Annotated in this window: 4 protein-coding genes; 1 reads left to right on the top strand and 3 read right to left on the bottom strand. The window is 68.9% G+C overall.

Going from position 1 to position 4,656, the window contains the following annotated elements:
- Positions 1-192 precede the first annotated feature (192 nt).
- Genes ACFW1I_RS27620 through ACFW1I_RS27610 form a run of 3 tightly spaced genes read right to left on the bottom strand, consistent with a single transcriptional unit; the run spans position 193 to position 2,906 of the window.
- Positions 193-960, bottom strand: a complete 768-nt coding sequence (locus ACFW1I_RS27620; protein ID WP_384674920.1) for an amino acid ABC transporter ATP-binding protein — start codon at positions 958-960, stop codon at positions 193-195.
- Positions 957-1,907, bottom strand: a complete 951-nt coding sequence (locus ACFW1I_RS27615; protein ID WP_384674918.1) for an amino acid ABC transporter permease — start codon at positions 1,905-1,907, stop codon at positions 957-959. Before ACFW1I_RS27615 ends, ACFW1I_RS27620 begins: the two co-directional genes overlap by 4 nt.
- A 39-nt stretch (positions 1,908-1,946) precedes the next feature.
- On the bottom strand, positions 1,947-2,906 hold the full coding sequence (locus ACFW1I_RS27610; protein ID WP_384674916.1) for an ABC transporter substrate-binding protein: 960 nt from the start codon (positions 2,904-2,906) through the stop codon (positions 1,947-1,949).
- Between the two features lie 546 nt (positions 2,907-3,452).
- Between ACFW1I_RS27610 and ACFW1I_RS27605 the strand changes: the two genes are divergently transcribed.
- On the top strand, positions 3,453-4,656 hold a 1,204-nt coding region (locus ACFW1I_RS27605), incomplete at its 3' end, for an NADP-dependent malic enzyme (RefSeq protein ID WP_384674914.1).

Raw genomic sequence — 4,656 nt, 5'->3', positions numbered from 1 at the left:
GCTTCGGGCCGGCCCCGCCGGTTCTGGGCCCCCCCCTCGACCCCCGTGCTGGGGGGGGGGGGGTCGGCGGGGGGGGGGGGGGGGGGGGGGGGGGCCCCCCGGCCCCCCCCCCCCCCTCTCCCTACGCCTTGCGGCACGTACGTCTTGCAGCACGTACGCCTTGCAGCAGGTACGCCTTACGACACGTACGCCTTACAGCACCTTGGACAGGAACGCCTTCGTCCGGTCGTGCTGCGGGTTGGTCAGGACGTCCCGCGGGTGGCCGGACTCGACCACCACGCCGCCGTCCATGAAGACCAGCGAGTCGCCGACCTCCCGGGCGAAGCCCATCTCGTGGGTGACGACGATCATCGTCATGCCCGACTCGGCGAGGTCCCGCATGACGTCGAGGACGTCACCGACGAGCTCCGGGTCGAGCGCCGAGGTGGGCTCGTCGAAGAGCATCAGCTTCGGCTCCATCGCCAGCGCGCGGGCGATGGCGACGCGCTGCTGCTGGCCGCCGGAGAGCTGCGAGGGGTAGTTCCCCATCCGGTCCCGCAGGCCGACCCGGTCGAGCAGGCGCTCGGCCCGCTCGCGGGCGACCGCCTTGGACTCGCCCTTCACCTGGATGGGTGCCTCCATCACGTTGGCCAGGGCCGTCATGTGGGGGAACAGGTTGAAGCGCTGGAAGACCATGCCGATGTCGCGGCGCTGGGTCGCGACCTCGCTGTCCTTCAGCTCGTAGAGCTTGTCGCCCTTCTGGCGGTAGCCGACCAGCTGGCCGTCGACCGAGAGGCGGCCGCCGTCGATCCGCTCCAGGTGGTTGATGCAGCGCAGGAAGGTCGACTTGCCGGAGCCGGACGGGCCGACCAGGCAGAAGACCTCTCCGCTGCGGACCTCCAGGTCGATGCCGCGGAGGATGTGGGCGGCGCCGTAGGACTTGTGGACGCCCTCCGCCTTGACCATGAGCTCGCCGGTCATGCCGATGCCTCCGGGGAACGCTTGAACGTGGTGAGGTTCGTCTTGACCCGCTGCCACGGGGTGGGCGGCAGGTTACGCGTCGAACCGCGGGCGAAACGGCGCTCCAGGTAGTACTGACCGACGCTGAAGACGCTGGTCAGCGCCAGGTACCAGATGGACGCGACGAAGAGCATCTCCATCACGGCGCCGGACGTGGAGCCGATGTTCGACGAGGCGCGGAGCAGCTCCGTGTACTGCACCGCCGAGACCAGCGACGAGGTCTTGAGCATGTTGATGAACTCGTTGCCCGTCGGCGGCACGATCACGCGCATCGCCTGCGGCAGCACGATCCGGCGCATGGTCTTCGTCTGCGACATGCCGAGCGCGTGCGCCGCCTCGGTCTGGCCCTCGTCGACCGACTGGATGCCGGCGCGGACGATCTCCGCCATGTACGCGCCCTCGTTCAGGCCGAGGCCCAGCAGGGCCACCATGAACGGGGTCAGGACCTGCGAGGTCTCGTCCTTGTAGATCGGTCCGAGGTTGATGTACTCGAAGATCAGGGCCAGGTTGAACCAGACGAGCAGCTGGACGTAGACCGGGGTGCCGCGGAAGAACCAGATGTAGAGCCAGGCGACGGCTCCGGTGACCGGGTTCTTCGACAGCCGCATCACGGCGAAGACGATGCCGAGCACGAGGCCCAGCGCCATCGCCGTGATGCTGATGAGGACCGTCTTCCACAGGCCCGTGAGGACCGAGGAGTCGAACAGCTTGTCTCCGACCGTCGCCCAGATGATGTTGCCCTGGGAGAAGGCGTAGACGAGCCAGCCGAGGAGGGCCACGACCACGACGCCGCTGATCCAGCGGCCGTAGTGCCGGACCGGGACGGCCTTGATCGCCTCGTACGGCGTGCCCGAGGGGCCGGACCCGGCCGGCGTGGCGGCCGGGTCCTTGCTGATCTTGTCAGTCATCACGACTGCCCTTCAGTGGTGCGAGGGGGAGCGGGCGGGTCACTTGCCGGCGTTGATGGTGGCCGACTTGACCGCGCTGCCCTCGACGTCCCACTTCTTCAGGGCCTCGGCGTAGGTGCCGTCCTTGATGCTGGCGTCGAGCGCTTCCTTGATGGCGTCGCGCAGCTGGGTCTTGTCCTTGGAGACGGCGATGCCCATGAGGCCGACGTCGGTCTGGTTGCCGACGACCTCGAAGTCGTTGCCGCCGCCGGAGGTCTTCGCGATGTACGCGGCGACCGGGTAGTCGTTCAGGTCGGCGACCGCGCCGCCGGCCTTCACGCGGGTCTGGGCCTCGGCGTCGGTGTCGAACGCCTGGATCGTGAGCTTGTTCGAGCCGCACTTCGTGGCCTGGGCCTTGAAGGTGTCCTCGTAGATCGTGCCGCGCTGGACGGCGACGGTCTTGCCGCAGAGGTCGTCGAGGGAGTTCACGCCCTGCGGGTTGCCCTTCTTGACCAGCAGGGAGACGCCGGAGGAGAAGTAGTCGACGAAGTCGACGCCCTTGCCGATCTTCTTCCCGTTGTCGTCCAGGCCCTCCTGGCGCTTCTTGTTGTCCGTCATGGAGGACATGACGATGTCCTGGCGGCCGGTCTCCAGGGAGGTGATCAGGCCGTCGAAGGTGCCCGAGGTGAACTCGAACTTCACGCCGAGCTGCTTGGAGAGGGCGGCGGCGATGTCGGGGTCGACGCCGACGATCTTGCCGTCCTGGGTGAACTCCATCGGAGCGTAGGAGGCGTCCGTGCCGACCTTGATGACGCCGGCCTTCTGGATGTCGGCGGGCAGCTTGGAGAAGAGCGGGGCGGAGTTGGCGGCGGTGCCGCCCTCCTTCGTGGAACCGCTGTCCGTCTGGTCGCCGCAGGCGGTCAGCAGCACGGAGCCGGCGACCGCGATGGCGGCGACCGCGGCAAGACGGGACGTGCGGGTCTTGGCAGCGGTCGTACAGCGCGTGGAGCGTGCGGTCATGGTCGGGATCCTCCGGCGTATGAGGGAGTTGCCATAGGCGTTGCCAATGGTCGCGTACGCATCTTCGAGTGTCGCGACCTCGTGTGATTACGGCATCTTGCCATTCGGACTGCCTCAAACCGACGGCCACGGATGTCAAAATCGGGTAACGGGTCGCGCCCGAACCCCGACAGGCCGGTACATCAAGGCCGGATCATCTTTCGTACCCTTCCCGTTTCGCCGAAGAATCTGCGGTAGATCTCGCCATTCGGACGGCACGAAGAGAGCCAAACGGGCGCTGCCGTCATGTTTCCTGATATCGGGTGACGAGTCGTTCTCCGTCCGCGTCCGGAAGCAGTACGTATGAGTCGTGTCACCGAGGGGATACGGACTCGTCTGCGGGACCCCCTGTCCGGTAAGAAGGATCCTTACACCCCTCATCCGGGGCTCAGGGCGCGTTGTGCGGCGCGCCCGCGCGGCTGCCCGACACGGCGGCCGCGGGACCCGCCCACCGCTCCACACCAGGAGCGGCAACCCTCGACAACAGACATAAGGGGTCTCACCCACATGGCAGCGGAGATCGTCAATCCTCGCAGCGAGAGCGGTACGGAAGGAGCTCCCGAGGAGCCCTTCGACCCGGCTTTCGCCCTCCACCGCGGCGGCAAGATGGCCATCCAGGCCACCGTCCCCGTCCGCAACAAGGACGACCTGTCCCTCGCGTACACCCCCGGCGTCGCCAAGGTGTGCACCGCCATCGCCGAGCAGCCCGAGCTGGTCCACGACTACACGTGGAAGTCCCAGGTCGTCGCCGTCGTCACCGACGGCACCGCGGTGCTCGGCCTCGGCGACATCGGCCCGGAGGCCTCCCTCCCGGTGATGGAGGGCAAGGCGATCCTCTTCAAGCAGTTCGGCGGCGTGGACGCCGTCCCGATCGCCCTCGCGACCACCGACACCGACGAGATCGTCGACACCGTCGTCCGGCTCGCCCCGTCCTTCGGCGGCGTGAACCTGGAGGACATCTCGGCGCCGCGGTGCTTCGAGATCGAGCGCAAGCTCCAGGAGCGCCTCGACATCCCGGTCTTCCACGACGACCAGCACGGCACCGCCATCGTCACCCTCGCCGCCCTGCGGAACGCGGCGAAGCTGACCGGCCGGACCCTCGGCGACCTGCGCGCCGTCATCTCCGGCGCGGGCGCGGCCGGCGTGGCCATCGCCAAGTTCCTGCTGGCGGCCGGCATCGGCGACGTCTGCGTCGCCGACCGCAAGGGCGTCGTCAGCAGCGACCGCGAGGACCTCACCGACGTCAAGCGCGAGATCGCCGGGCTCACCAACAAGGCCGGCCTCTCCGGCTCCCTGGAGACCGCCCTCGCCGGCGCCGACGTCTTCATCGGCGTCTCCGGCGGTACGGTCCCCGAGGCCGCCGTCGCCTCCATGGCCAAGGACGCCTTCGTCTTCGCCATGGCCAACCCGAACCCCGAGGTGCACCCCGACGTCGCGCACAAGTACGCGGCGGTCGTGGCCACCGGCCGTTCGGACTACCCCAACCAGATCAACAACGTCCTCGCGTTCCCCGGCATCTTCGCCGGCGCGCTCCAGGTCCGGGCCTCCCGGATCACCGAGGGCATGAAGATCGCCGCCGCCGACGCCATCGCCGGTGTCGTCGGTGACGCGCTCGCCGCCGACTGCGTCATCCCGTCGCCGTTCGTCGGCCGGGTCGCCCCGGCCGGCGCGGGCGCGGGGGCCGCCGCCGCGCGCGCCGCGGGCGTGGCCC

Source organism: Streptomyces sp. NPDC058955 (assembly GCF_042741435.1).
Taxonomy (GTDB): Bacteria; Actinomycetota; Actinomycetes; order Streptomycetales; family Streptomycetaceae; genus Streptomyces.
Note: the sequence above shows the minus strand (reverse complement) of the source record. Positions and strands in the feature narration are given on the sequence as shown.